The following is a 26,239-nucleotide window of genomic DNA, read 5'->3' as shown; positions in this document are numbered from 1 at the left end:
AGGGCGAGCCGGAGGCCGCGGTCCCACCCCGCCCGGAGGGTGAGCGGGTGACGTCGTTCACCCAGGAACGCATGTGGCTGATCGAGCGGCTGTCCGACGGCCCGGCGATGTACAACGTCCACGAGGTCTTCCGGCTGCGCGGCCCGCTGGACGTGGCCGCCCTCGGCCACAGCCTCACCGAGCTGGTACGGCGCCACGAAGTGCTGCGGACCGCCTTCCCCGAGGTGGACGGGCGCCCCGTTCCCTCGGTCGAGCCGGCCCGGCCGATCGACCTGCCCGTCACGGACCTCCGGGCCGAGCCCGCGGAACGCCGGACGCGGCTGGCCCTCGACCTCGTCCACTCCGAGATCCTGCGCCCGTTCGACCTGGCAGCAGCCCCGCTGCTGCGCGCGTCGCTGCTGCGGGTTGACGAGGACGAACACGTCCTGGTGGTGGTCGTCCACCACATCGCGGTCGACGGCTGGTCGATGCCGCTGCTGTGGGACGACCTGTCGGCGATGTACCGGAGCCGGCTGGAAGGCCGCGAGCACGGGCTGCCGCCCGCGCGGATCCAGTACGCGGACTTCGCCCACTGGCAGCGGGCCTGGCTCTCCGGCGAACGCCTGCAGCGCCAACTCGACTACTGGAGCGCACAGTTGTCGGGGCTTTCGCCGCTGGACCTGCCCACCGACCGGCCGCGCGGACCGGTCCGCGCGGGCCGGGGCGAGCGGATCACCTTCACGGTGCCCGAGGAACTGGCCGAGCGGTTGCGGCTGCTGGGCCGGCGGCACGGTGCGACGATGTTCATGACGCTGCTCGCCGGGTTCCAGGCCCTGCTCGCCCGCTACAGCGGGCAGTCCGACGTGGCGGTCGGCACGCCGGTCGCAGGCCGCACCCGTCCGGAACTCGACCCGCTGGTGGGCTCGTTCATCAACACCGTGGTCCTCCGCACCGACCTCGCGGACGACCCGGGCTTCGCCGAACTGCTCGACCGGGTCCGCCGGACCGCCCTGGACGCCTACGCGCACCAGGACGTGCCGTTCGAGCGGCTGGTGCAGGAGCTGCGGCCGGCCCGCGGCCTCGACCGCAACCCGCTGTTCCAGGTGATGGTCGCCGGCCTGTCCGACCCGACCGCCTCCCTCCGCCTGCTGGGGACGGAGGTGGAACAGATGGAGGTCGACAACGGCACGGCCAAGGTCGACCTCAGCCTGGTGATAGCCGACCGGCCGAGCGGCACGGCCGGGGCTGCCGGCACGACCGGGACCGTGGCCTTCGACACCGGTCTGTTCGACCGCGCGAGCGTCGAGCGCCTGGTCGGCCACTACCTCCGGCTGCTGGACGCCGCGGCCGGCGACCCCGACCGTCCCGTCTCGCGCCTGGACCTGCTCACCGAGGCCGAGCGCGAGGTGCTGCTGGTGACCGCCAACGCCACCGACGAACCCTTCCCCACCGACGTCTGCGTGCACGAGCTGGTCGAGGAGCAGGCCCGGCTGACCCCCGACGCGGTGGCGGTCCGCTGCGGAACCGAGCGGCTGACCTACCGGGAACTCGACCGACGGGCCAACCGGCTGGCCCGACACCTGCGAGCCAGGGGGGCACGGCCGGAACGCCTGGTCGGCGTCTGCCTGCCGCGCTCGGCGGACCTGGTCGTGGCCCTGCTGGCCGTCCTCAAGTCGGGCGCCGCCTACCTGCCGCTGGACCCGGACCTCCCGGCCCAGCGCATGTCGTTCATGCTCGCCGACGCCGACGTGCCGCTGCTGCTCACCCAGCGCTCCCTGGCCGACCGGCTGCCGCGACACGGTGCCGAGACGGTGTGGCTGGACGCCGACGCCCCGCTCGTCGCGGCCCTGCCCGAGGACGGGCTGCCGCCGCTCGCGACGCCCGCCAACCTGGCGTACTCGATCTACACCTCCGGTTCGACCGGCCGTCCCAAGGCCGTGCTGGTCCCGCACGAGGGCGTGGTCAACTACCTGGTGGTCCGAGGCCGGCAGCTGGACCTCGGCGGGGCCGACGTCGTCGCCTCGGTGGCCTCGATCTCCTTCGACGTCATCGTCCCCCAGGTGCTCATGCCGCTGGCCTGGGGCGCCGGCGTGGTGATCGCCCCGTCGGAGGTCGCGGTCGACGGCCCGCGCCTGACGGAGATGATGCGCGAGTTCGGCGTCACCACGCTCATGGCCACCCCGGCCACCTGGCTCCTGCTGCTGGACGGCGGCTGGCAGGGCGGCCGGTTCCAGGCGATCTGCGTGGGCGAACCGCTCCAGCCCGCCCTGGCCCGGCGGCTCCTCGACCGGGTCTCCACGCTGTGGAACGGCTACGGCCCCACCGAGGCGTCCGTCGGCTGTGTCACCCGGCGGGTGGACGCCGACCGGGACCTGGCCCGGCCGGGAGGGTCCGTTCCGATCGGCCGGCCGCTCGGCAACCTCCGGATCTACCTGCTGGACCCGGCCGGCGCCCCGGTGCCCGTCGGCGTCCCGGGGGAGATCCACATCGGTGGGGTCGGCGTCACCCGCGGGTACGCCAACCGGCCGGGGCTGACCGCCGAGCGCTTCGTGCCCGACCCGTTCGGCGCGGCCGGCGGCCGGCTGTACCGGACCGGCGACCTGGCCCGGTACCTGCCGGACGGCAGCCTGGTCTTCCTCGGCCGCACCGACGAGCAGGTGAAGATCCGGGGGTACCGCATCGAGCTGGGCGAGATCGAGGCCGCGCTGTGCGCGCAGCCGGGTATCGCCAGGGCCGCGGTGACGGTGCGGGGCGGCGGGACGGACGCCGAACTGGCCGGCTACCTGGTGTGGCAGGACCGGCCCGGTGACCTGGCGGCCGTGCGGCGCTCCCTGCGCGAGACCCTGCCCGGGTACATGGTGCCCACGACGCTGACCGCGCTCGACCGGATCCCGTTGACCACGAACGGCAAGGTGGACCGCGCGGCCCTGCCCGCGCCCGCCCGCCACGGCCACGAGGCCGGTGCGCTCCCGCCGCGGGACCTGCCGGAACTCCTGATGACCAGGATCTGGGAGCGCGTGCTGGGCACCCCGCGGGTCGGCGTCCGGGACGACTTCTTCGCACTGGGCGGCCACTCCCTCAGGGCGGTCGAGCTCGTGGAGGCGATCCGGCGGGAGTGGGAGGTCACCGTGCCGCTGAACACGGTGTTCCGTCACCCCACCGTCGAGGGGCTGTGCGCGGAACTGCCCAACGCGTCGCGGGCCCTGCGCCGGCTGGTCGTTCCGCTGGCCGAAGGGGACCGCCGCCGGGCGCCGCTGATCCTGGTGCACCCGCAGGGCGGGGACGTGTGCTCCTTCCTGCACCTGGCCGGACAGCTGACCGGGCACCTCACCGAATCCTCTGTGGGCGCCCGGCCCGTCCACGGCCTGGAGGCCGTCGGCTACAACACCGACGAGCCGCCCCTGGCCACCGTCGAGGAGCAGGCGCAGCGCTACCTGCGGGAGCTGCGGTCCGTCCTGCCCGACGGTCCGTACCTGCTGGCCGGCTGGTCCTTCGGCGGGCTGGTCGCCTTCGAAATGGCCCGTCTGCTGGAGGAGCAGGGGAACCCCCCGGGATTCCTCGGGATCATCGACGTCGGAGCGCCCGCGTCCACCGGTGGAGCCGCCGACGGGTCGGGCGGGGACCTCCACGAGCTCGACGAGCAGGAGGCCCTCTCCCTGCTGCTCCACGACGCGCACGCCCGTGAGCGGCTTCCCGAGCGGGGGCGAAGCGAACAACTGCGGCGCATGGCACGGGTGTTCACCGTCAACGGGGCCGCCGCCCGGCGCTACCGGTCGACGGCACGGGTGAGGACGCCGATCCACCTGTTCACGAGCGCCGAGACCCACCCCGAACTCGGCGGCCCGGTCGTGGTCCCCGCCCGGTGGCAGGGCCGCACCCGGGGGGCGTTGAGCGTGGTCGAGGTCCCCGGCAACCATCACGACATGCTGTCGCCGCCGCACGTCGCAGCCTTCGCCGACGCGCTGTCGGCCATCCTGGAGGAGCTCGGATGAGCGACGGACACGAGTTGCCGCTGTCGTCGGCACAGTCCGGCATCTGGTTTGCCCACCACCTGCGCCCCGGCAGCCCCGCCTACAACACCGGTGAGTACGTGGACATCCCCGGGCCGATCGACCCGGAGCTGTTCGAGACGGCCGTGCGGCGGGTGGTGGACGAGACCGAGTCCCTGCGCGTCCGCCTCACCGACGGTGCCGAGGGCCCCCGGCAGGTCGTCACCGCGTCGCCCGACTGGTCGATGCACCACGTCGACCTCACGTCGACACCGGATCCGCTGCGGGCGGCCGAGCGCTGGATGCGGGCAGACCTGTCCACACCGGTCGGACTCACCCGGGACCCGCTGTTCCGCCAGGCCCTGTTCACCATCGCGCCGAACCGCTTCCTCTGGTACCAGCGCGTCCACCACATCGTGGTCGACGGCTTCAGCATGTCGCTCATCGCGCGCCGCGTCGCCAAGACCTACACCGGACTGGTCCAGGGCAGGGCCGGCGCAGGACCGGCCTTCGGGCCGCTGAGCCTGCTGCTGGAGCACGACGCCGCCTACCACGCGTCCGAACAGCCCGGACAGGACCGGGAGTTCTGGGCGGACCGGCTCGCCGGAAGGCCGGATCCCGTCAGCCTCGCCAGCCGCTCGGCGCCCGCCTCGGACGGCTTCCTGCGCCGTACCGGCAGCCTCGGCGCGCCCACCCTGGCCGCGCTGCGGCGGGCCGCGCGACCCGCCGGGGCGAGCTGGCCCACCGCCTTCACCGCGACGGTCGCCGCGTACCTCCACCGCCTCAGCGGCGAACGGGACATCGTGCTCAGCATGCCGGTGACCGGGCGCACCGGCTCCGCCGCGCCGGCCGTGCCCGGCATGGTGGCGAACGTGGTGCCGCTGCGGCTGCGCGTCCACCCCGAACAGGGTCTGTCCGCACTCGTGCGACAGGTGGCCGAGGAGGTCGCAGCCCTGCGCCGGCACCAGCGCCACCGCAGCGAGGACCTGCGCAGGGAGCTGGATCCGGCCAGGTCGGAGCGGGTCCTGTTCGGGCCCGTCGTCAACATCATGTCCTTCTACTACCACCTGGACTTCGCGGGCGTCCGGGCCACCGTGCACAACCTGTCCAACGGGCCGGTCGAGGACCTCTCCTTCTCCGTCTACGACCGCTCCGACGGCACCGAGCCCCGGCTCGACGTCGACGCGAACCCCGCGCTCTACTCCGAGGCCGAACTCGCCGCCCACCAGCAGCGGTTCCTCCGCTTCCTGGACGCGGTGGCCGCCGCCGACCCGGACCGGCCGATCGGCCGGCCCGACCTCCTCACCCCCGAGGAACGGCACCGGACCGTCGAGGCCGCCAACCGCACCACGCGGCCGCTGCCGCACCCGACGGTGCCGCGGGCCTTCGCGGCCGAGGTCGCGCGCACGCCCGACGCGCCCGCCGTGGTGTGCGGGGAAACCACCCTGTCCTACACGGAGTTGAACGCCCGGGCCAACCGGCTGGCCCACCGGCTCATCGCCCTCGGCGTCCGCTGCGACAGCACGGTGGCCGTGCTCATGGAACGCTCCGTCGACGTGGTGGTGTCGGTCCTGGCGATCAGCAAGGCCGGCGGTGCCTACGTGCCACTGGACACCCGGGCCCCGACGGCCCGCCTGCGCCGCGTCCTGGAGGACACCGGGGCGGCGGTGCTGCTCACCCACCAGGCGACCCGGGACCACGCGCCGTCCCTCGGCACACCGGGTGTCGTCGTCGACGCCGACCCCGGCCTCGCCGACCAGCCGGCCACCGACCCCGTCGTACCGCTGCGCCCGGACCACCTGGCCTGCGTCCTGTACACCTCGGGGTCCACGGGCACGCCGAAGGGGGTGGCCCTGAGCCACCGCAACGTCATCAGCCTGACCGCGCAGCGCTGTTGGCGTGAGGAGGACGGCCCGCGGGTCCTCGCGCACTCCCCGCACGCCTTCGACGCGTCCACCTTCGAGTGGTGGGTGCCGCTGCTCAACGGCGGCCGGGTGGTCGTGGCCCCGCCCGGCGAGCTGGCGCTCGCGGACCTCCACCGGCTCATCGTCGACCACCGGGTCGGCGCGCTCTGGTTGACGGCCGGGCTGTTCCGGGTGTTCGCCGAGGAGTCCCCCGGCACGCTGGCCGGGGTCGGCCAGGTGTGGACCGGCGGCGACATCGTGCCGGCCGACGCGGTACGGCGCGTCCTGGCCCGGTGCCCGGACTCCGTGGTGGTCGCCGGGTACGGCCCGACCGAGGCCACCACGTTCACCACGCGTCGGGTGCTCCGCCCCGGCGAGGCCGTGCCCGACGTCGTCCCCCTCGGCCGGCCGGTGGACAACCGGCGGGTGTACGTCCTGGACGAGGCGCTGTCGCCGGTGCCGCCGGGAGTGGCCGGCGTGCTGTACGTCGCCGGTGCGGGCGTGGCACGCGGGTACCTGAACGACCCCCGTCGGACGGCCTCCCAGTTCGTGCCGTGCCCGTTCGGCGAACCGGGGGAGCGGATGTACCGCACGGGCGACGTGGTCCGCTGGAACGCCGAGGGGGAGCTGGAGTTCCTCGGCCGCGCGGACGAGCAGGTCAAACTCCACGGCTTCCGCATCGAGCTGGGCGAGATCGAGGCGGTCCTGGCCGGGCACCCCGCCGTCGCCCAGGCGACCGTGGTCGCCGGCCAGGGCGCCTCGCCCGGCAGGCGTCTGATCGGCTACGTCGTCCCGGCCGGGGCCCCGGGGCTCGACCCGGCCTCGGTGCGGGAGCACGCCGCCGCGGCGCTGCCGGACTACATGGTGCCCTCGGCGATCGTCACGCTCGACGCCTTTCCCCTGACGCCCAGAGGGAAGATCGACCGGGCCGCGCTGCCCGTCCCGGACCCCGCACCGGCACCGTCCGGGCCCGGCCCGCGCACCCCGGCGGAGCGGACGATGTGTGCGCTGTTCGCCGAGGTGCTCGGCCGGCCCGAGGTGGGCGTCGACGACGGCTTCTTCGCGCTGGGCGGCAACTCCCTGCTCGCGACCCGGCTGGTCAACCGGGTGCGGGTGCGGTTCGGCCGTGACGTCACCCTCGGCGCCCTGTTCGAGGCACCCACGCCGGCGCGCCTGGTCGAAGCGCTCAAGGAAGCCCCGGACGCCGCGGCCGTACCGGTTCTCGCACCACGTACACGACTCTGAGCCACTGACGGCGATCACAGGAAGCACCTTCGGCATGGTCCACACCCTTTCCCAACCCGACGAAACCCCGGCACCACCCGCGACACCGGAAGTCCCGACGGCCCCGGCACCGGGGGTGTCCCAGGTCCGCCGGTACTACCGGCTCGTCGACGCCGGCGACGTGCCCGCACTGGTCGCCCTGTTCACCCCGGACGCCCGCTACCACCGCCCCGGATACCCGCTCATGGTCGGGCACGCCGCACTGGAACGCTTCTACCGCGACCAGCGGGTGATCCGCTCCGGTGTGCACACCCTGGCCACCGTGGTCACGACCGACGACGAGGTGGCGGTGCACGGCCTGTTCCGCGGCGTGCTGCACGACGGCGGCGAGGTCGAGCTGCGGTTCGCGGACTTCTTCCGGATGACGCCGCAGGGCCGCATCGCCGCGCGGGACACCTTCTTCCACGTGCCGGCGGTCTGAGGCGCGGCCACAGCGGCACCGGCGGCCACGGCGGCGACCGCCCTCGCGGTCGCGTGTTCAACCCCGACGGGGACACTTCAGCACAGGAAAGCGGGAAGCAGTTGACCAAGACGGTCCTCACCTCCGAGATCCCGGCGTTCGTCGGCACCGGACGGCCACCGTTCGAAGCCCGGGCGATCCACGAGCTGGTCGCCGAACAGGCGGAGCGGGCCCCGCACGCGCCCGCCGTCACCTGCGACGGACGGACCCTGACCTACCAGCAGCTCAACGACCGCGCCAACCGGCTCGCCGGGCGACTGCGGGCGGCCGGACTGGCGCAGGAGGACGTCGTCGGCGTGCTGGTGCCCCGGTCGCCGGAGCTGATCGTGGCCCTGCTCGCCGTCCTCATCGCGGGCGGGGCCTACCTCGGGCTCGAACCGGACGACCCGGCCGGCCGCCACGCGCTGCTGCTCGAGGACGCCGGCGCGGGCATGGTGATCACCGAGGAGGCCCGGCGGGGGCGGCTGCCCGGCACCGTCGTCACAGTGACGGAGGCAGGCCCGGCGCAGGAGCCGGCCACCGGGCCGGCGGCACCGGTCCGCCCCGGCGACCCGGACCGGCTCGCCTACGTCAGCTACACCTCCGGCTCCACCGGCGAGCCCAAGGGCGTCGGCGTGCCCCACCGGGCGATCGACCGGCTCGTCCGGGGCGCGGACTGGGTGGACGTCCGGGCCGAGGACGTCTTCTTCCACCTCGCGCCGGTCGCGTTCGACGCGTCCACGTTCGAGATCTGGGCCCCCCTGGTCAACGGCTGCCGACTGGTCCTCTTCCCTCCGGTCGCCATCACGCTGGAGCACGTGGCGCGCGTCATCCGGGCCGAGCGCGTGACGGTCCTGCTGCTGACCACCGGGCTCCTCCACCAGATGGTGAGCTCCCACCCGGAGGCGTTCACCGACGTGCGGCACGTCCTCACCGGGGGCGACGTGGCCTCGCCGGGCCACGTCCAGCACCTGCTGGCCCGCCACCCGGAGCTGCTCTTCACCAACGGCTACGGACCGACCGAGAACACCACGTACACGACCTGCTGGACCAGCGGCACCCTCCCGGAGCTGCGGAGCGTGCCGATCGGCCGCCCGATCAGCGGCACCAGGGTCGCCGTGCTCGACGACGGGCTCAGGCCGGTGCCCGTCGGCGAGTGCGGGGAGCTGTACGTGGCCGGGGCGGGCCTGGCCCGCGGCTACCTGGGCCGCCCGGCCGCGACCGCCGAACGGTTTCTGCCCGATCCGTTCGGCACCGAGCCGGGGGCCCGGATGTACCGGACCGGCGACCTCGTGCGCTGGCTGCCGGACGGCACGCTGGAGTTCGTCGGACGCGCGGACGACCAGGTCAAGGTCCAGGGCTACCGCGCCGAACCGCGCGCCGTCGAGGTCGAGTTGGAACGGCTCCCCGGCGTGCGGCACGCGGTCGTGCTGCCGCAGCCCGATCCGGCGGGCGGCACCCGGCTGCTGGCCTACGTCGTGCCCGCGGAATCCGGACCGGAGAGCAACGCCGACCTCGGCCGGCGGCTGCGCCACGAACTACGGGACAGGCTGCCGGACTACCTGATCCCCTGGGCGATCCTCGTCCGTCCCGAGCTGCCGGTGAACCGCAACGGCAAGATCGACCGCCGGGCCCTGCCCACCGCCACCCGGGTACCGCGCAACGTGCCCAACGAGTTCGTCCCGCCCCTCACCGAGGTGCAGACGCGACTGGCCGACCTGTGGGGCGACGTCCTCGGCATCGAACCGGTCGGTGTCGACGACGACTTCTTCGACCTCGGCGGACACTCCCTGCTGGCCACCGACCTCCTGGTCGCCACCCAGCGCGAGTTCGACGTGGACCTCCCCGCGCAGACCCTGTACATGTCGCCGACCGTCGCCGAGCTGGCGACGGCCCTCACCGCGCGGATGCGGACGTCGGGCCCGGACGGCCCGACGGACGGCCCGGTTGGGGGCCCGGCCGACGGGGCACAGGGCCCGGCCGACGGGGCACAGGGCCCGGCCGACGCGGCAGGGGTTCCGGCCCACGCGGCGGGGGAGGAGCAGCCCCGATGACGGCGGTTCCCCCGACCACGCGCTGCCCGGTCCTCGCCCCGCAGCCGGTCGACCTGATCGACCCCGACCTCTACCACGCGGGCGGGGCGCACGAGGCGTGGCGACGGCTACGCCGCGAAGCCCCGGTGAGCTGGCAGCCGGTCGGCGACATCGGCTACTGGTCGATCGTCGGCTACGCCGAGGCCAACCGGGTCCTCCGCGACCACGCCACGTTCACCTCCGAACAAGGCACCCTGCTCAACCTCCTCGGCAAGGGCGACCCCGCCGGCGGCCGCCAGATGGCCGCGACCGACCCGCCCCGGCACGCGCACCTGCGCGGCCCGCTGCAGCAGGCGCTGTCGATCAAGACGGTGGAGAACGACCGGGAGGCCATCCGCCGGGTCGTCGTCGAGCTGCTCCGGCCGCTGGCCGACGGCGGCCCGTACGACTTCGCCGCCGCCATGGCCACCCTGCCGATGGCGGTGATCGGCACCATGATGGCGCTACCGCCACAGGACTGGCCGCGGCTGGTCCGGCTCGCCCACGCCTGCATCGCCGCGGACGACCCGGAGTTCCAGCTCGCCGACGGACCCCGGGCCACCCTCGTGACCGCCCACCGCGAACTGTTCGCCTACTTCCAGGACCTCGTCACCGAGCGTCGGCGCGCACCGGGTGACGACCTGGTCAGCGTGCTGCTCACGATGGAGCTGGACGGACGCCGGCTGTCGCCGGGCGAGATCGTGTCCAACTGCTACAGCCTGCTGCTCGGTGCGACCGTCACCACCGCCCAGCCACCCGTCGCGGCGATGGCCGAACTGGCCGGGACGGGGGTCCTGGACGACTGGGCGGCCCACCCGGAGCTGCTCGGCAGCGGCGTGGAGGAGGCACTGCGATGGGCGTCGCCCACCCAGCACTTCATGCGCCACGCCACCCGCGACGTCGAGGTCCGGGGCGTGCCGATCCCCGCGGGGGACGCGGTCGTCGTCTGGCTGGCGTCGGCCAACCGCGACGAGAGCGTGTTCGCCGACCCGTACACCTTCGACATCCGACGGCGGCCCAACAAGCACATCGCCTTCGGCGTCGGCGCGCACTACTGCATCGGACACACCGTTGCACGGGTGGCCCTGCGGATCCTGTTCGCCGAACTGCTCGGCCGGTTCACCGGGTTCGAGCTCGCCGGGGCGCCGCGGCGGATGCGCTCGAACGTCATCGCGGGCTTCACGCACCTGCCGATCACCGCGCGGACCCGGTAGCAGCCGGCGCCACGGCCGCTGTCACCGCGGCTGCCTTCATTGCCGCCGAACCAGAGAAGAACCCCCACACGGAAGGTCATCAGTGGACGCTCCGACGGCCCGTACCCGCAACAAGTGGTTCCTGCGCGAGCCGTCGCCGGTGGCACCGGCGCGGCTGTTCTGCCTGCCCTACTCCGGGTGCGGTGCGAGCATGTACCGTCAGTGGCCGTCATCGGTCGACGGCGTCGAGGTCTGCCCCGTGCAGCCGCCCGGCCGGGAGAACCGGATGCGCGAGCCCGCCCACACCACCTACGAGGCGCTGGCCGACGACCTCTGCGAAGCGCTGCGCCCCTACCTGGACCGCCCCTACGCCCTGTTCGGCCACTGCGGGTCCGCGCTGGCGGCGTACGAGACCGCCGTACGGCTGGTCCAGCGAGGCTGCCCCGCCCCGACCCGGCTGTTCGTCTCCTCCGAGGTCGCGCCGCAGGACGGCCCCTACGGCCGCTTCCTCGGTATGAGCGACGACGAGCTGGCCGCCGAACTGCGCGGGCTCGTCGCGGAACTGGGCGGCACCCTGGAACCGAGCCTGCTCGCGCTCTGCCTCGGCGTCCTGCGCAACGACGTCGACATGAACAAGCGGTACCACGTCGCCGAGCCGGTCCGGCTGCCGTGCCCGGTCACCGCCATCGGCTGGACCGAGGACACGGGCATCGCGCCGTCCCTGATGGCCGGCTGGTCGGCCTGCGGCGAGACGACCTCCGAACTCCTGGAAGGGGGCCACTACCGCTTCATCGAGGCACCGGCGGAACTGCTGGCGCTCCTGGTCGCGGACCTGACGCCCACCCGCTCCCGCACGTCCTGACACCGGAGGAGAAGTGCGTCCCTCCGTACTTCTGGACGAACTGATCCGCGCCGAGGGAACGTTCGTCGCCCACTCGGCGCGCTTCCTGACCGAGGCGCGCGGTGCTGCGGCCCGCCGGGGAGGGCCGGCGGGCCGCAGCGGTGCGGGGGCTCAGGACTGCGACACCAGCTCCAGGTACGCGTCGTGCCAGAGGTCCTCGTCGCCGTCCGGCAGGAGCAGCACCCGGTCCGGCCGGAGCGCCTCGATGGCGCCCGGGTCGTGGGTGACCATCACGATCGCGCCCGGGTAGGTGCCGACCGCCGCCAGGACCTCCGTGCGGGAGGCCGGGTCGAGGTTGTTGGTCGGCTCGTCCAGCAGCAGGACGTTGGCGCCGGAGTGCACCAGGGCGGCCAGGGCGAGCCGGGTCTTCTCGCCGCCGGACAGCACCCCGGCCGGCTTGTCGGCGTCGTCGCCCCGGAAGAGGAACGCGCCGAGGACGTGCCGCAGTTCGCCGTCGGTCAGGCCGGGCGCGGCCCCGGCGAGGTTGTCGCGCACGCTGAGCGCCGGGTCGAGGGTGTCGTGCTCCTGGGCGAAGTAGCCGAGCCGCAGGCCGGCGCCGGGGACGACGCGGCCGGAGTCAGGGGCCTCCCGGCCCGCCAGGAGGCGCAGCAGGGTGGTCTTTCCGGCCCCGTTCAGTCCGAGCACGACCAGTCGGCTGCCGCGGTCCACGGCCAGGTCCAGGCCGGTCAGCACCGGCCGGCCGCCGTAGGACTTGGTGAGGCTGACCGCGCCGAGCGGCATCCGCCCACAGGGGGCCGGCTCGGGCAGCCGGATGCGGGCGGTGCGCTCGGCCCGCCGGACGGGTTCGAGGCCGGCGAGCATCCGGTCGGCCCGGCGGGCCATGCTGCGGGCGGTGGTCGCGGTGGCGACGTTGGCCCGCATCCGGTCGGCCTGGGCGTGGAGGGTGGCGGCCTTGCGCTCGGCGTTGGCCCGTTCCCTGGTGCGGCGTCGCTCGTCGGCGGCGCGCTGGGTCAGGTAGGCCTGCCAGCCGGTGTTGTGGACGTCGATCGCGGCGCGCTGCGGATCCAGGTGGAAGACCCGGTTGACGCTGTCCGCGATCAGTCCGAGGTCGTGGCTGATCAGCACCAGCCCGCCCTGGTGGGAGGTGAGGAAGCCGCGCAGCCAGGCGACGGCGTCGGCGTCCAGGTGGTTGGTCGGCTCGTCGAGCAGCAGGGTGCCGTGGTCGGCGAACAGGATGCGGGCCAGTTCGACGCGGCGGCGCTGGCCGCCGGAGAGCGTGCCGACGGGGGAGTCCATCACCCGGGTGGGCAGGCCGAGCCCGGCCGCCACCCGGGCCGCCTCGGCCTCGGCGGCGTAGCCGCCCCGGGACTGGAAGCCGGCCTCGGCCCGGACGTACGCGTCCATCGCCCGGCGTTCCTCGGCCGGGGAGCCGGCGCGGGCCATCGCCGTCTCGGCGGAGCGCAGGTCGCGGACGGCGGCGTCCAGGCCACGGGCGGACAGGACGCGGTCGGTGACGGTGGCCGACGGGTCGGCGACGCGGGAGTCCTGCGGGAGGTAGCCGACGGACCCGGTGCGGGTGACGGCCCCTGCGGCGGGCGCGAGCTGCCCGGCGAGGGTGGCGAGCAGGGTGGTCTTGCCGGCGCCGTTGCGGCCGACCAGGCCGATCCGGTCGCCGGGGGCGATGTGGAGGGTGACGTCGGACAGCAGCAGGCGGGCGCCGACGCGCACGTCGACACCACGGGTGGTGATCATGGGATAACGCTCCGAAAAAGCCTGGGGACACACGGGTGGCGTGGAAGTGAATCCGGCGGCTAGGAAATTCGGGGCGTAGACATGTCGGGCAGGCTAGCGGGCCGGCGGAGCGGGCGCATCCGAATTGACGGGCGGTGTGGAGGGTGCGCGGCAGGTCGGCACGGGTCTCCTCGGCGGCCCGTCGCGTCCGTCCCGCGCGGGGCACTCTCGGGCAGCCCGCGGCGGCTCGGTTTCGGCCACTCTGCCGGGCAGTGGCGGACAAGGCTTCCTTGTCGTGGCCATGCCGCACTCGCTTGCATGTGCGTATGGCCCGACACGATCTCGTACTCCTGACCGATCACAGCTCGACCGAAGGCAGTCGGCCCGTGCTCGCCGCCGCCACGCGGACGCTGACCGGCCGGGAACCCGTGCAACTGGACGCCCGGCACTTCATGACCGGCGGCAGCGGCCTGATCGACACCGACGACGCGGGCGGCCTCCGGCTGGTGGCGGGCGGCCGGACCGTGACCGCCGACACGGTGATCGTCTACGAGATCCCGCCGCACCGGCGCCGCGCGTTCGAGGACTGCCAGCGGCGGCTGCGCGGATGCGGGGCCCGCTCGCTCGGCACCGACGCCGAGGCGTGGCGGGCGGCCACCGAGAAGGACGCCACCGTCGCCCGCTTCGTCCGGGACGGCGTGCCGCACATGCCCAGCATCGTGCTCTCCCGGCCGAGCCAGGAGGCCGCCGCCGAGGCCTTCGAGGAACTCGGCGGCGACGTCTGGGCCCGGCCCTGCGTCGGGATGGGCGGCGACGACGTCTTCCATCTCACCGACCGCGCCCGACTCTTGGCAGCCGTGCGGTACTACGAGCGGGCGGGGGCGGACTGGCTGATCGCCCGCGACGCCCGGAACTTCCTCCCGGACGGCCGCCGCCACCAGTACCGGGTGGTGGTGCTGCACGGGCGGGTGGTCCGCGCGGTCGAGCACGTCCAGGCCGACCCGGACGCACCCTGCAACGAGAGCCGCGGCGCCGTCTCCACGGTGCTCGACTACACCGAACTGCCGGAAGGGCTCGCCGAGTCGGCCATCGCGGCGGCCGCCTCGACGGGGCTCGACCTCGCCGGGGTGGACCTCGCCGCCGAGAGCGGCGGCGTGGTCTTCGAGGTCAACGTCCATCCCGCCTTCGGCCGGCGCGGCCTGGAGCAGGTGGCGCTGCCGTACGTCGCCGCGCACCTCGGCGAGTAGCCGCCGGGAGCGCCACCCGCCCGGGCCGGACCGCCCGGACCGCCCCGCGCGCCACCGGCCCGGCCCCGCCCGGGAAGGTGCTCCCCGCGGCTCAGCTCCGCAGGACCGCCCCGAGCACCGACGGCCGGAACAACAGCGACGGCGGCGCCACCAGGGACATCACCTCGTGGAACGCCGCCGTGACCGCGGTGTCCCGGGTGCTGGCGGCCAGCACCTTGTCGAAGAAGCGGTGCTGGATCCCGACCAGGGCGCCGGAGGGCGCGCCGGTGGTGGCGTCGAAGCGGGCGTCCTCGGTGCCGGACATCATCCACGGGATGCCGGACGCCGCCGCGACGGCGGACCGTGCCGCCCGGGCCGCGGCGGCCCCGATGCCGCCGTGCCGCTTCACGGAACGGCGCAGCTCCCTGGCGCAGAACAGGGCGACGGTGACGCCCTGCCCGTACACCGGGTTGAAGGTGCTCGCGGCATCACCGACCACCACCAGGCCGTCCGGGCCGCCGCGTTCGTAGTGCCGGCGCACGCTCGCGCCGGGGAGGAAGCCGCGCACCGAGCCCGCCGGTTCGGCGTCCCGCAGCATCTCGTGCAGGAGCGGATCGCGCAGCCGGCGCAGGTGCTCGTCGAAGCCCTCCTCGCCGGCCGCCGGTTCGGCCCCGCGCATCCCGGCGAGGCTGACGATCCAGCGGTCGCCCTCGACCGGCAGCAGCACGCCCAACCGTGCCTTGTCGGGGGCCTTGGTCTGGAGGTAGGCCGCCCTTTCCCCGAGGTCGGCCCCGGCCGGGCGGTGGAACAGCCGGGAGGCGTAGGCGACGCCCGCGTCCACCCGCTCCTCGGGCACCGGCCGGCAGCCGAGTCCGGCGAGCCACTTCGGCACCGAGGTCGAGCGGCCCGCCGCGTCCACCACCAACTCGGCTGGAATGTCGCGGACTTCGCCGCGCTCCGGGCCGCGATCGCGGACCTTCACCCCGGTCACCGCGCTCGCCGAGCCGAGCAGGCCGACCACGTCCGTGCCCTCCAGGAACTCGATCGAGGGGTGGGCGCGGACCCGGTCCAGCACGAACGCGTCCAGCAGCGGCCGGGTGCAGGACAGGAACGCCATCTGCGCCGGGTACTCGGCCAGCCACCCGGCGGAGCAGAGCCACTTGACGTCCGAGGCCGCCACCCGCTGCGCACCCGCGGCCATCAGCTCCTGCTTGATGCCGGGCATCATCTCCTCCAGCAACCGGTGCCCGGCCTCCAGCACCAGGTGGGCGTGCCGCCCCTGCGGCACCCCGGCCCGGAACTCCACCCCCTCCGGGTAGCGGTCCCGCTCCACCACGACGATCCGCTCGGCGAAACCGCGCAGCGCCCACGCGGCCGCCATCCCCGCGAGCCCGCCGCCGATCACCACCGCCGTACCCCGCCCCGGGGCCCTCTCCGAAGTAGTCATGACACGTAGCGTAGTGGTGCGGTGCGCTCCGTGTGATCGCTTCGCCCAGGACGAACACCCCACCCGAAGGCGGCCGTTGACGTCCTCGCACCGCTCGGCGGGTCGGTGGCCGGGGTACGGGGCCGACGAGGAAGCCGTCGGCCGGGATCGCGGCCGGGCCGGTCCGCGGAGCGCGACGGCGGCGCGATGCCGCCGCGGGAACGGCAGGACGGCAGCGGCCCGGCGGGTGGCGGGGCGGGGGCCGGGTGCGAGGGCGGGGCGTGCGGGGGCTAGACTCGGCGGGGTTGCGCCGACACCTCTCCCGGTGCGTGAGCGCGCGGAGGCGAGGAGGTGAGAGCCGTGGAGTGCAGTAGCTCGGGTCGAAGTCGGCCCCGCCCCCGGTTGTCCCGCACCACTCGCGGCCCCCGGCACACCTCCTCCCGTACGGCTCCCGCGCGGCACTGATCTCGTCCTCCCGGCGAGGCTCCGCCGGTCGCGCCGTGCGCGTGGCGGCCGGCCGGGCGCCACCGGTCCGTCCCGTTTCCGTACGGCGGCCCGGGCATCCCCCGTGGAGGTCTCCGCCATGTCCGACTGGCGTGTGCGCGCCGTGCGCGCGAGCAAGCGTCCGTTCTCCCGTTCCGTGGACCGCCCCGCGGACACCCAGCCGGCCCCCGAACACTCGATGGACCCGCGCCCGGACCAGCCGGTCGAGCCGGTGACGCTGGAACGTTCCGTCGTGGAGGCGGCCGTCTACCGGGACGGCCGCCGGACGGACGCGCCCACCGACCTCGCCGACATCTACCGCACGCTGCCCGACCGCCCCGGCACGATGGCCTGGATCGGCCTGTTCCGGCCCGCGGAGGCCCAGCTGCTGGAGGCCGCCGACCGGTTCGACCTGCACGAGCTGGCCGTCGAGGACGCCATCGTCGCCCACCAGCGGCCGAAGCTGGAGCGCTACGGGGACACCCTGTTCGTGGTGCTGCGCGCGGCCCGCTACCTGGACGAGGCGGAGGAGGTCGACTTCGGCGAGATCCACCTGTTCGTCGGTCCGGACTTCGTGCTCACCGTCCGGCACTCCCAGGCCCCGGACCTGTCGGCGGTGCGCCGCCGGCTGGAGGCCGACCCCGAGCTGCTGGCGCTCGGCCCGGAGGCCGTGCTGTACGCGGTGCTGGACGCCGTGGTGGACGGCTACGCCCCGGTGATCGCCGGTCTCCAGCACGACATCGACGAGATCGAGACCGAGGTGTTCGGCGGTGACCCGCAGGTCTCCCGCCGCATCTACGAGCTGTCCCGCGAGGTGATCGAGCTCCAGCGGGCGACCCGTCCGCTGCTGGAGATCATGAGGAGCCTGGAGGCGGGCTTCGGCAAGTACGGCACCGACGAGGAGCTCCAGCGCTACCTGCGCGACGTCGCCGACCACGCCACCTACGCCGCGGAGCGGGTGGACGGCTTCCGGCAGATGCTCCAGAACATCCTGACCGTCAACGCGACGCTGGTGTCGCAGCGGCAGAACGAGGAGATGAAGCAGCTCGCCGAGGCGGGGCACGCGCAGAACGACGAGATCAAGAAGATCTCCTCCTGGGCGGCCATCCTCTTCGCGCCGACGCTGATCGGCACGGTGTACGGGATGAACTTCGAGGACATGCCGGAGCTGAAGTGGGCCTTCGGCTACCCGTTCGCGATCGGACTGATGGCGCTGGTGTGCACCGGGCTCTACCTGGTGTTCAAGCGCCGCGACTGGCTCTGACGGGCGGTCGGATCCGCTGGGGCCCGGTCAGCCGAGCAGCCGCCCGTACTCGGCCTCCGGATCCACCTGGCGCCGGTACTCGACGTGCAGCCGGACGTCGCCGTCGGCTCCGGCCAGGCGGGCGAGCGGGCCCTGACCGGCCGGGAGCGGTCGGGGCCGCGGCCACTGCTGGGCGAGAACGGCCAGCGCGGTGCCGTCGGAGCCGCGCACCACCCAGGTGGCGCGGCCGCCGCCGATCGACGGGAGGCGGGGCCGGGGCAGTCCGAGGGCGGTGAGGGCCGCCGGGACGTCCAGGCCGTCGGGGAGGGGGACCGTCTCGGCGTGCGGGGCGTCGGCGTCGTCGCCGGCCGCGACGCTGTCCCGGGTGAGGTGGATGCGCATGGCGGAACCATAGGCCGCGCCCGCCGACGTGGCGGCCGGGGGCTCACCCGCGTGCCGGATTGACAACGGGCCTTGCCGTACCGGCAAATGGCAGGCATGGCCGACGAAGAGTTCGAGAACGTCCTCACCACGGTGGGCCCGCGGCTGCGGGCGCTGCGCAGGGAACGCGGCACCACGCTCGCCAAACTGGCCGCCGCCACCGGCATCTCGCTCAGCACGCTGTCCCGGCTGGAGTCCGGGCAGCGCAAGCCGACCCTGGAACTGCTGCTGCCGCTGGCCCGGGAGTACCGGGTGCCGCTGGACGAACTGGTCGGCGCCCCGGCCACCGGTGACCCGCGGATCCACCCGCGCCCGGTGACCAGGAACGGCCAGACCATCGTCCCGCTCACCCGTCACCTGGGCGGGCTGCACGCCTACAAGCACATCGTGCCGCCGGGGCGGAACGCCGGCCCCGAGCTGGAGCTGAAGGTCCACGAGGGGTACGAGTGGCTGTACGTGCTGTCCGGGCGGCTGCGGCTGGTGCTCGGCACGCACGACCTGGAGCTGGCGGCCGGTGAGGCCGCCGAGTTCGACACCCGCACCCCGCACGCCTTCGGCAACGCGGGCCCGCAGCCGGTGGAGTTCCTCAGCCTGTTCGGCCCGCAGGGCGAGCGCATCCACGTCAGGGCGCGTCCGGGAACCTCTGTTCGGTAGGTTCGTTCCTGACAGGGGGTCTTCGTTCCGGCTCCCGCCAGGCCGTCGGGAGGGGCCGAGGAATGAGTGTGCAGCAGAGTGCGGAGTCCGGTGAGAGCGGTGGAGCCGGGGAACGCGAGGAGGCCGGGGACGGCCGGGTGACGGCGGGCCCTGGCGCCGTCGTGGTGGCAGGCGCGGACGCGGAGGCCGGTGCTCCCGGTAGGACGGCCGAGTCGGCCGAGAGGCCCGGGACGTCTGGGACGCCCGAGAAGGCCGAACGCCTGCGGAAGAAGCGCCCGTTCTGGCAGGAGCTGCCGATCCTGCTGGTGGTCGCGCTGGTGCTCTCGCTCGGCATCAAGACCTTCTTCGTCCAGGCCTTCTCCATCCCCTCCGGTTCGATGGAGCAGACCCTCGCGATCGGCGACCGGGTGCTGGTGGACAAGTTCACCCCGTGGTTCGGCGCCAAGCCCGAGCGCGGCGAGGTGGTGGTGTTCCGCGATCCGGGCGGCTGGCTGGAGGGCACGCCGACCGACTCCGGTGGCTCCGTCATGGGCACCGTCCAGAAGGCGCTCAGCACCGTCGGCCTGATGCCCTCGGCGGACGAGAAGGACCTGATCAAGCGGGTGATCGCGGTCGGCGGGGACACCGTCGACTGCGAGGCGGGCGCGCCGCTGAAGGTGAACGGCGTCGCGCTGGACGAGCCGTACCTGTTCCCCGGCTCGACGCCCTGCGACAACGACCCCGTCGGCACCGTCACCGTGCCCAAGGGCAAGCTGTGGGTGATGGGCGACCACCGCAACAACTCGCGGGACTCCCGCTGGCACCACAACGAGGGCGGCGACGGCTTCGTGCCGGTGGACAACGTGGTCGGCCGGGCCTTCGTGGTCGCCTGGCCGCTGTCCGACTGGTCCACCCTGCCGGTTCCCGGCACCTTCGACAAGGTGCCGGCCCCGGCGGCGGGCGCGGCGGGCGCGCCCTTCGAGGAGCCGCCGGCCCCGGAGGCGGCCGCGCTGGCCGGGATCGTGCCGTTCGCGCTGTGGCAGCGGCGGCGGTCGGTGCGCGGGGCGGCTTCCCGCGCGGCGTCGGTCCGCGAGGCCTCGGTGCGGAAGGGGCGCTGAGGCCGGTTCACCTCCGAGGCCCGAGCGGACCGCACCGGACCGGACCGGGCCGCACCGGACCGGACCAGGTCGATCGTCTTCGACGGAACTCCTCCCGCATTCCTCTACACGCCTGTAGAGTTCGCGAGGTGAGCTGCACCCCGGCCGCCCGGCCGCCCCGTGTGGGTGGCCGGGCGGCCGGGTCCGGGTCGGGAGACGGAGCCGTGATGAAGAGTCAGTGCGGGCCCGAGGACGGCGCAGGTCCGGCGGGGGCGGAGCCCGTGGACCGGGACGTCCGGTGGGTCTACCAGCCGGTGGAGGTCGATCTCGGGGACGGCGACTGGGCGCTCGGCCGGATCACCGGCTGGTGGCAGGACACCGCGGGACAGCCCTGGTGCCGGCTGCGGATCGGCCGCAGCGGACATGCCGGCGACTGGCAGCGCTTCGACCCGGCGAGGGTGCTGCTGCTGCCGCTCTCCGGGCTCTGAGCAGGCAGGTCGAACGCCCTTGGCGGAACCGTTCGACGAGCCCTATCGTCCCTGGGAGCAACCGCTGACAAGGCCATTCACCGACCGGGGACGAACGTGACTTCGGAGATCTACTTCAGCAGCAACCACCGCGACCTGTGCGAGCAGCACGGCACCGGAGCGGGCTTCCAGTTCGAGTTTTCCTGCCACCGCTGCTCGGACACCTGGCGCTCGCCGTTCGAGCCGTTCCGGACCGGGCAGATGGCCGGCTGGATAGGCAAGGGTGTCGGCGCGGCCTGGAACCTCATCGGGGGCAGCGCCAACACCATCGGCAACGCCGCGGACGGACTGGCCGGCCAGACCTGGGGCACGTCGCGGGACGCCGCCTTCCAGCGGGCCATCACCAACGCCCAGACGCACTTCAACCGCTGCGCCCGGTGCACCAACTACGTCTGCGGCCGGTGCTTCGACCCGGCCCAGGGCCTGTGCCACAGCTGTGCCCCGGACACCGCGGCCGAGGCGGTGGCGGCGCAGCACCGCGGCCTCAACGACGCGGTCACCGAACGCGCCTTCAAGTCCGGGCAGCAGTCCGGTGCCGGGTACGACGTCAGCGCGCCGCGGCAGCTGGTCTGCCCGCAGTGCCGGACGGAGACGCACGGCACGCCGTTCTGCCCCGGCTGCGGCTTCCGGCTGGCCCAGCCGGCCCAGTGCACGGGCTGCCACCAGGACGTTCCGGACGGCGCCGCGTTCTGTCCGTCCTGCGGGACGAGGCGCTGACGGCCCCTCGGGCGCGCGACGGCGGGGTGGCTCCGGAGCCACCCCGCCGTCGCGCGTACGGAGCCGCACGTCAGTGGCGCGGGACGCCGCCGGATCAGCCGTACGAGAGGTTGGCGCAGGGGTCGTCGTCGGCCGAGCGGGCGGCGCCGCTCACGCTGCTGGGCAGTGGGGCGGGGGCGGCGGCGGACCCGCTGGGAGCCGTTGTGGCGGCCGGGTTGGCGGCGGCGAAGTCGTGGCCGAGGACGACACTGACACCCCGGGCACCGGGCTGCACGGTCGCGCCGGGGAACAGCTTGGCGACCGCCTCGGCGGCGGAGCGCTCGCCCGTGCCGTACTCGACGACGGTGGTGCCGCGCGGCTTGCCGACCGCGTTGCCGACGCTCGCGACGGTGTAGCCGGCGCCCTTGACGGTCTCCGCGGCCCGGCTGCCGAGCCCGGTCTCGCCGGTGCTGTTCAGCACCGAGACCTTGACCGCGGCGGCCCCGGCGTCCGGGGTGGGGGTCGGCGTGGGCGTGGGCGTGGCCGCGGTGTCGGGAGCCGCGGAGCCGGTCTCGGCCGGGACGCTCGCGTCCTGGCCGTCGATGGTGCGGTCGGCCTTGAGGGCCGCCCACAGCTGGTCCACGTCGGGGTGCACCAGGGCGACCCGCGGGCCCTCGTAACGCCAGGGCACGGTCAGGAACTTGACGTCGTGCAGGTCCACGTCCTTGAGCGACATGGCGAAGGAGAGCAGCTTGGCGGCCGAGCCGAGACCGGGGTCGACGGTCAGGGATCCGGTGGCGGCGTCGGCGAGCGGCAGCAGCGTGGTCGGGTCCATGCCGCGGGACTTGACCTCCTTGATGAGGGAGGAGAGGAAGGCCTGCTGGCGCTTGGTGCGGCCGATGTCGGAGCCGTCGCCGATGCCGTGCCGGACCCGCACGTAGTCCAGCGCGGCCTGGCCCTCGACCTTCTGCTTGCCCTTGGGGAAGAGCAGCTTTCCCTTGCGGCCGAGGTTGGGGTTGAGGTCCCCCTCGTGGATGTCGTTCGGCAGGCAGACCTCGACGCCGCCGACCGCCTTGGTCATCGAGGCGAAGCCGTTGAAGTCCACCACGATGGTGTGGTCGACGCGCAGGTTGGTCAGCTTCTCGACGGCGTTCTGGGCGCAGGCCGGGTTGCCCTGGTCGGTGTCGCCGACCGAGAACGCGCTGTTGAACATCGCGTTGGTCTGCTCCTTGGTCCACTTGCCGTCGGGGAGCTTGCACGGCGGGATGGTGACCAGGGAGTCGCGGGGGATGGAGATCCCGACGGCGTGCTTGTGGTCGGCGTAGACGTGCAGCAGGATCGCGGTGTCCGAGCGGGCGCCGCCGTCCCCGCCGCCGCCCAGGTCGCTGTTGCCGTTGCCGCGGTTGTCCGAGCCGATCAGCAGTACGTTGACCGGGGTGCGGCCCTGGGCGTCCGGGGCCGCGGCCTCCGGGCGGTCCTTGCTGAGGGCGTCGCCGTCGAAGGTGCTGATGTTGCTGTTCAGCCGGTAGTAGAGGGCGGCGCCGCCGAGGACGGCGAGGGCCGTGCAGCCGGCGGTCGCCCAGAGCACCTTCTCCTTGGTGCTGCGCCTGGGCTTGCGCTTGGCCCGGCTCGCCGGACGGCCGTTCGCTATGCCTGCGGTGTCCTGGGAGTTCGCGGTGTCCTCGGCGTTCCGGTTCCGGCTGCTTCTCCTGCCCTCGGCCCGGCGCCGGCCCGCGCGGTGCGGCGAAATCCCGGCTTCGGGGGAACCCTTGCGGCCAGACACGTCGTCATCCTCCACAGTTGCCACGGGAGCCCCTGTCGAAGCGGTGGGCTCGCGGGGCCCGGGGCCGGGGCCGATCCGGGCAGGGCCCGTCGCTAAACTTTTACACCGCTGTAGAACGCCAGTGGAGCATACTAGGCGCGGATGAGAAAACCAGCTGGTCAGACCATGAGAATTCGGTCGGACCGGTGGGTCCGCGCTGCTCCGGACCAGTACGAGGAGCACGATGACTGATCGGATCGCACGTTCGATAGCCGGCACCCTGGTGGCGCTGCTGGCCGCCGTCGGCCTCACCGCCGTGGCGCCGGCCGCGACGGCGGTGGCCGCACCCCGGACCGTCGCGGCCGCCGCCGCGGACCAGGGCGCGTCGGGCACGGGGGTGTCAGGTACGGGGGTGTCAGGTACGGGTACGAGCACCTCGGGTACGCGGGCGCCGGGTACGCACGTTCAGGCCGCGGGCACCGCGACCGCCGACGCCGCGCACCTCGCGGCCAAGGACGAGAAGAAGAAAGGCTTCTTCGCCAAGCTGGGCAAGTTCCTGCTCGTCGTGATCATCCTGGTCATCCTGCTCTTCGTGCTGCTGATCGTCGGGATCGTCTACGCCACCAAGCGGATCTTCAGCCGCCGCAAGTAGCCCGCCACGGCCGAGTGCCGCCGATGACTGCCGCGCACGGCCGCGACCCGGGCGTTCGCCGCCGCCCTCCCCGGGCGGTGGAGCCGGAACGACCGCCCGGGACGGGCCACTCGGCGGCGATTGGCCCTGGCCGGGGCGCCGGGGCGGCCCGAGGATGAGCGCCATGAGCGACTTCCACTCCCCAGAGCCCCCGCACCCGGCCCCCCGCGCGGACCGTACGCACGACGGGCTGCGCCCCGAGAGCCGGGTCGTCCACCCGCCGGTCGCCGAGGTCACCGGCAGCCGCCCGCTGGGCGTGCCGCTGCACCAGGGCCACCTGTTCGCCTTCGACACCGGCGACGCGCTCACCCAGGCCCACGGCGGACCGGACGGCGCCTTCTTCTACAACCGCTTCGGCAACCCCACCGTCCGCTCGTGGGAGCAGGCCGTCGCCGGACTGGAGGGCGGCACCGGCGCGCTCGCCACCGCCTCCGGCATGGGCGCGATCAGCACCGCGCTGCTCGCCCTGTTGCGCGCCGGCGACCACGTCATCGCCCAGCGCAGCCTGTACGGCGGCACCGTCGGCGCGCTGACCGACCTCACCGAGCGCTGGGGCGTCGAGGTCACCTACGTGAGCGGCGACGACCCCGCCGGGGTGGCGGCGGCGCTGCGGCCCGGAACCCGGGTGCTGCTCCTGGAGACCGTCTCCAACCCCACCACCCGGGTCACCGACCTGCCCGGGCTGATCGCCGTCGCCAAGCGGGCCGGAGTGGTGAGCGTGGTGGACAACACCTTCGCGACCCCGCTGCTGTGCCGCCCGATCGAACACGGCGCGGACATCGTGATCCACTCCGCGACCAAGTACCTGGGCGGCCACTCGGACGTCCTCGGCGGGATCGCCGTGTTCGCCGACCCGGAACTGCACCGGCGGGTCTGGCGGCGCTCCCTCGAACTCGGCGCCTCTGCCGACCCGTTCGCCGCCTGGCTGGCCCTGCGCGGGATGCAGACCCTCGCCCTGCGGGTCCGCCGCCACTGCGAGACCGCGCTCGACCTGGCCGACCGGCTCGCCGCCCACCCCGCGGTCACCGCCGTCCACTACCCGGGCCTGCCCGCCCACCCCGACCACGACCGCGCCCGCCGCCTGCTCCCCGACGGCCACGGCGGCGTCCTCGCCTTCGACCTGGCCGGCGGACGCGAGGCGGCCGGGACGTTCACCGAGTCCGTCCGGCTCGCCTCGCTGGCCCCGTCCCTGGGCGACGTGCACACCCTGGTGCTGCACCCGGCCAGCACCTCCCACCGGCAGCTGTCGGACGAGGAGTTGGCGGCGGTCGGCATCGGCCCCGGCACCGTCCGGGTGTCGGTGGGCATCGAGCACCCGGAGGACATCTGGGCCGACATCGAGCGGGCGCTGGCGAAGGTGTGAGTCCGGGGGACGCGCCCCGGGGGCCGGCGGCCCGTCAGCGCTGCCGGGGACGGGCCACCAGCAGCGCGATGTCGTCCTCCGCGGCCGAGGGCGGGGCGAGGGAGTGGAGGACGGCGTCGAGCAGGTCGTCGAGTTCCCCGGTGGCGGGCAGCCGCAGGGCCGCGAGCCGTTCCAGGGAGACGTCGATGTCCTCGGCCCGGCGCTCGACCAGGCCGTCGGTGTAGAGCATCAGGGTCTGGTCGGGGAGGAGCGGGTGGACGGTCTGCTCGTAGCCGCCGAGACCGGTGCCGAGCGGCGGGCCGGTGGGGACGCGCAGCAGCCTGGTCGGCCGGCCGGGGGCGATCAGCGCGGGCGGCAGGTGTCCCGCGCTGGAGAGGGTCCAGCGGCCGCGGCCCGGGTCGGCGAGGGCCAGCAGACAGGTCGCGGGGCGGGCGGAGTCGTCGGCCGCGATGACGTCGTCCAGCCGGCGCAGGATCCGGTGCGGGGGCAGGTCCATCCCGGCCAGGTCGCGCAGCGCGGAGCGGTAGTGGCTCATGTCGACGGCGGCCTCGACGCCGTGCCCCATGACGTCGCCCATGGCGAGCAGGGTGCGCCCGAACGGCAGCCGGACCGTCTCGAACCAGTCGCCGCCGACCACCGTGCTGCTCCCGGAGGGCAGGTAACGGGAGGCGAGGGAGAGGTTCTGGTGCGGGTTGCCGGGCTCGCTGAGCAGGGCCCGCTGGAGTTCCAGGGCGATGCCCTGGGAGCGGGCGAAGCGGCGGGCGTTGTCGAGGGTGGTGGCGGTGCGGGCGGCGAGGTCGCCGAGCAGCGCGGCCTCGTCGGGGGTGAAGGCCGGGACGGCGGCGGTGCGGCCGAGGGTGAGCAGCCCGATCAGCCGGCCCCTGGCGGCCAGCGGCAGGACCAGCAGTGAGGCCGTCCCGGCCGGGCAGGAGTCCTCGGGCCCGGGTTCGGTGAGCACGGCGATGCCGCCGGCCAGGCTGCGGGCGGCGGCCGAGCCCTCCCGGTGGCGGATCGATTCACCGGGCCGGGGCAGCTCGGCGAGGGCGGCGGCCAGCGTGGGCACGGCCCGGGCGCCGGCCCGGTGCACCAGTGCGGTGACCCGGCCGGAGGGGACGTCGATCCTGACCCGAGCCACGCCGTCCGCGGGGGCCGTCACCAGTCCGGAGTCCACGGCCCAGGCGCCGAGCGCGATGGTGCC

Annotated in this window: 19 protein-coding genes; 14 read left to right on the top strand and 5 right to left on the bottom strand. The window is 74.2% G+C overall.

What is annotated here, in order from left to right; all coding sequences use genetic code 11:
• Positions 1–47: 47 nt before the first annotated feature.
• From BU198_RS34685 to BU198_RS34660, 6 genes are all read left to right on the top strand, one after another.
• Positions 48–3,971, top strand: coding sequence for an amino acid adenylation domain-containing protein (locus tag BU198_RS34685; protein ID WP_317620456.1), 3,924 nt, complete (start codon positions 48–50; stop codon positions 3,969–3,971).
• Complete coding sequence (locus BU198_RS34680; RefSeq protein ID WP_188300827.1) at positions 3,968–7,117, top strand: non-ribosomal peptide synthetase; 3,150 nt, start codon at positions 3,968–3,970, stop codon at positions 7,115–7,117. The genes BU198_RS34685 and BU198_RS34680 overlap by 4 nt, the downstream gene beginning before the upstream one ends.
• Before the next feature lie 115 nt (positions 7,118–7,232).
• Positions 7,233–7,577 (top strand): nuclear transport factor 2 family protein, encoded by a 345-nt coding sequence (locus tag BU198_RS34675; RefSeq protein ID WP_317620455.1) that lies wholly within the window; start codon positions 7,233–7,235, stop codon positions 7,575–7,577.
• 101 nt (positions 7,578–7,678) lie between these two features.
• On the top strand, positions 7,679–9,649 hold the full coding sequence (locus BU198_RS34670; protein ID WP_223245348.1) for a non-ribosomal peptide synthetase: 1,971 nt from the start codon (positions 7,679–7,681) through the stop codon (positions 9,647–9,649).
• Entirely contained in the window at positions 9,646–10,881 is a 1,236-nt protein-coding gene (locus tag BU198_RS34665; protein WP_188300825.1) for a cytochrome P450, read from the top strand. The genes BU198_RS34670 and BU198_RS34665 overlap by 4 nt, the downstream gene beginning before the upstream one ends.
• A gap of 82 nt (positions 10,882–10,963) precedes the next feature.
• Complete coding sequence (locus BU198_RS34660; protein WP_317620454.1) at positions 10,964–11,722, top strand: thioesterase II family protein; 759 nt, start codon at positions 10,964–10,966, stop codon at positions 11,720–11,722.
• Positions 11,723–11,872: 150 nt separating this feature from the next.
• On the opposite strand, the gene BU198_RS34655 is transcribed toward BU198_RS34660, so the two are convergent.
• Positions 11,873–13,474 carry an ABC-F family ATP-binding cassette domain-containing protein gene (locus BU198_RS34655; protein ID WP_188300824.1) on the bottom strand — a complete coding sequence of 534 codons (1,602 nt, stop codon included), beginning with the start codon at positions 13,472–13,474 and terminating at the stop codon, positions 11,873–11,875.
• A gap of 305 nt (positions 13,475–13,779) precedes the next feature.
• Here BU198_RS34655 and BU198_RS34650 point away from each other — a divergent pair, with 305 nt between their 5' ends.
• The gene (locus BU198_RS34650) at positions 13,780–14,700 is read left to right on the top strand and encodes a RimK family alpha-L-glutamate ligase (RefSeq protein WP_188300823.1); all 921 of its coding nucleotides are present in this window, start codon (positions 13,780–13,782) and stop codon (positions 14,698–14,700) included.
• A gap of 91 nt (positions 14,701–14,791) precedes the next feature.
• Here BU198_RS34650 and BU198_RS34645 read toward each other — a convergent pair whose 3' ends face one another.
• Positions 14,792–16,126: an NAD(P)/FAD-dependent oxidoreductase gene (locus BU198_RS34645; RefSeq protein ID WP_188300822.1), complete on the bottom strand. Its 1,335-nt coding sequence runs from the start codon at positions 16,124–16,126 to the stop codon at positions 14,792–14,794.
• A gap of 562 nt (positions 16,127–16,688) precedes the next feature.
• Here BU198_RS34645 and BU198_RS34640 point away from each other — a divergent pair.
• Entirely contained in the window at positions 16,689–17,852 is a 1,164-nt protein-coding gene (locus tag BU198_RS34640; RefSeq protein WP_188300821.1) for a magnesium and cobalt transport protein CorA, read from the top strand.
• A 27-nt stretch (positions 17,853–17,879) separates the two neighbouring features.
• On the opposite strand, the gene BU198_RS34635 is transcribed toward BU198_RS34640, so the two are convergent.
• Positions 17,880–18,233: a hypothetical protein gene (locus BU198_RS34635; RefSeq protein ID WP_188300820.1), complete on the bottom strand. Its 354-nt coding sequence runs from the start codon at positions 18,231–18,233 to the stop codon at positions 17,880–17,882.
• A gap of 96 nt (positions 18,234–18,329) precedes the next feature.
• Between BU198_RS34635 and BU198_RS34630 the strand changes: the two genes are divergently transcribed.
• From BU198_RS34630 to BU198_RS34615, 4 genes are all read left to right on the top strand, one after another.
• Positions 18,330–18,926 carry a helix-turn-helix domain-containing protein gene (locus BU198_RS34630; protein WP_188300819.1) on the top strand — a complete coding sequence of 199 codons (597 nt, stop codon included), beginning with the start codon at positions 18,330–18,332 and terminating at the stop codon, positions 18,924–18,926.
• Positions 18,927–18,988: 62 nt separating this feature from the next.
• Positions 18,989–20,023 (top strand): signal peptidase I, encoded by a 1,035-nt coding sequence (gene lepB, locus BU198_RS34625; protein WP_188300818.1) that lies wholly within the window; start codon positions 18,989–18,991, stop codon positions 20,021–20,023.
• Between the two features lie 206 nt (positions 20,024–20,229).
• Positions 20,230–20,490, top strand: coding sequence for a hypothetical protein (locus BU198_RS34620; protein WP_188300845.1), 261 nt, complete (start codon positions 20,230–20,232; stop codon positions 20,488–20,490).
• Between the two features lie 96 nt (positions 20,491–20,586).
• Positions 20,587–21,246, top strand: a complete 660-nt coding sequence (locus BU198_RS34615) for a double zinc ribbon domain-containing protein (protein WP_188300817.1) — start codon at positions 20,587–20,589, stop codon at positions 21,244–21,246.
• 94 nt (positions 21,247–21,340) lie between these two features.
• On the opposite strand, the gene BU198_RS34610 is transcribed toward BU198_RS34615, so the two are convergent.
• The gene (locus tag BU198_RS34610; RefSeq protein ID WP_411293267.1) at positions 21,341–23,008 is read right to left on the bottom strand and encodes an LCP family protein; all 1,668 of its coding nucleotides are present in this window, start codon (positions 23,006–23,008) and stop codon (positions 21,341–21,343) included.
• Positions 23,009–23,231: 223 nt separating this feature from the next.
• Here BU198_RS34610 and BU198_RS34605 point away from each other — a divergent pair, with 223 nt between their 5' ends.
• Together BU198_RS34605 and BU198_RS34600 are read left to right on the top strand one after the other, a co-directional pair.
• On the top strand, positions 23,232–23,639 hold the full coding sequence (locus BU198_RS34605) for a hypothetical protein (RefSeq protein ID WP_188300816.1): 408 nt from the start codon (positions 23,232–23,234) through the stop codon (positions 23,637–23,639).
• 163 nt (positions 23,640–23,802) lie between these two features.
• Complete coding sequence (locus tag BU198_RS34600) at positions 23,803–25,041, top strand: trans-sulfuration enzyme family protein (protein ID WP_188300815.1); 1,239 nt, start codon at positions 23,803–23,805, stop codon at positions 25,039–25,041.
• A 34-nt stretch (positions 25,042–25,075) separates the two neighbouring features.
• Here the strand turns inward: BU198_RS34600 and BU198_RS34595 are convergent.
• The coding region (locus BU198_RS34595; RefSeq protein ID WP_188300814.1) for a PP2C family protein-serine/threonine phosphatase at positions 25,076–26,239 on the bottom strand (1,164 nt) is incomplete at its 5' end.

The organism is Streptomyces sp. CBMA156 (assembly GCF_014596515.1).
Lineage (GTDB): Bacteria > Actinomycetota > Actinomycetes > Streptomycetales > Streptomycetaceae > Kitasatospora.
The sequence above is the reverse complement of the archived record's forward strand: the minus strand, read 5'-3'. Positions and strand labels throughout refer to the sequence as shown.

Excerpts from the sequence above, each read along its gene's own strand:
- BU198_RS34640 (WP_188300821.1), top strand. The coding sequence starts at position 16,689 with ATGTCCGACTGGCGTGTGCGCGCCGTGCGCGCGAGCAAGCGTCCGTTC.
- BU198_RS34680 (WP_188300827.1), top strand. The coding sequence starts at position 3,968 with ATGAGCGACGGACACGAGTTGCCGCTGTCGTCGGCACAGTCCGGCATC.
- BU198_RS34605 (WP_188300816.1), top strand. The coding sequence starts at position 23,232 with ATGACTGATCGGATCGCACGTTCGATAGCCGGCACCCTGGTGGCGCTG.
- BU198_RS34655 (WP_188300824.1), bottom strand. The coding sequence starts at position 13,474 with ATGATCACCACCCGTGGTGTCGACGTGCGCGTCGGCGCCCGCCTGCTG.
- BU198_RS34630 (WP_188300819.1), top strand. The coding sequence starts at position 18,330 with ATGGCCGACGAAGAGTTCGAGAACGTCCTCACCACGGTGGGCCCGCGG.
- BU198_RS34600 (WP_188300815.1), top strand. The coding sequence starts at position 23,803 with ATGAGCGACTTCCACTCCCCAGAGCCCCCGCACCCGGCCCCCCGCGCG.
- BU198_RS34645 (WP_188300822.1), bottom strand. The coding sequence starts at position 16,126 with ATGACTACTTCGGAGAGGGCCCCGGGGCGGGGTACGGCGGTGGTGATC.
- lepB (WP_188300818.1), top strand. The coding sequence starts at position 18,989 with ATGAGTGTGCAGCAGAGTGCGGAGTCCGGTGAGAGCGGTGGAGCCGGG.
- BU198_RS34650 (WP_188300823.1), top strand. The coding sequence starts at position 13,780 with ATGGCCCGACACGATCTCGTACTCCTGACCGATCACAGCTCGACCGAA.
- BU198_RS34665 (WP_188300825.1), top strand. The coding sequence starts at position 9,646 with ATGACGGCGGTTCCCCCGACCACGCGCTGCCCGGTCCTCGCCCCGCAG.
- BU198_RS34635 (WP_188300820.1), bottom strand. The coding sequence starts at position 18,233 with ATGCGCATCCACCTCACCCGGGACAGCGTCGCGGCCGGCGACGACGCC.
- BU198_RS34620 (WP_188300845.1), top strand. The coding sequence starts at position 20,230 with ATGAAGAGTCAGTGCGGGCCCGAGGACGGCGCAGGTCCGGCGGGGGCG.